At 33.8% G+C, this 628-nt stretch carries 1 pseudogene; it reads left to right on the top strand.

Features of this window, described 5'->3' with window-relative positions:
* Positions 1-86 precede the first annotated feature (86 nt).
* Positions 87-628: pseudogene (locus SB773_RS29930) on the top strand (HTH domain-containing protein); the annotation flags it as partial.

Genomic DNA, 628 nt, shown 5'->3' with positions numbered 1-628 from the left:
CCTATAGAATAGACACTGAAAAAAAGTCTATTCTATAGGGTATTTCTTGTATAATGAGAGAAAATTGGAATCGGAGAAGGTTTAAAATGACAAAAAAGCTATTTACAGAAAGAGACATTCAAATTCTATCAAATAACCCATATATAAAATCTGTAAGTCAGAAAGGTATCACTTATACAGATGAATTTAAGCGTATTTTTATTGAGGAGAATGCGAAAGGAAAACTACCCCGAAATATTTTTGAAGAATGTGGTTTTGATATAGATATGATTGGAATGAAACGAATTATGTCATCAGGAAGTAGATGGCGTGCTGCTTACAGAAAAAATGGTGTATTTGGTTTACGAGATACACGCACCGAAAACGCGGGAAGAACTCTTGAGAGAGAGCTTACGTTAGAAGAGAAGTATGCTCGTTTAGAAGCCGAACGGAACTTACTAAAGGCAGAAAATGAATTGTTAAAAAAGATCAAACTTATGGAAGGGAGGATGAGAAGGAAATAACGTTATCACCTAGTCAGAAATATATCCTGATTCGTTCTGTCATCATAAAATATAACTTAAGAAATATGGTGAGTTACTTGTGTAAAGTAGCTGGTGTATCCCGTTCGGGATACTATAATTTTTTT

This window comes from Bacillus sp. SIMBA_074 (assembly GCF_046534555.1).
Taxonomy (GTDB): Bacteria; Bacillota; Bacilli; order Bacillales; family Bacillaceae_G; genus Bacillus_A; species Bacillus_A mycoides.
The sequence above is the reverse complement of the archived record's forward strand: the minus strand, read 5'-3'. Positions and strand labels throughout refer to the sequence as shown.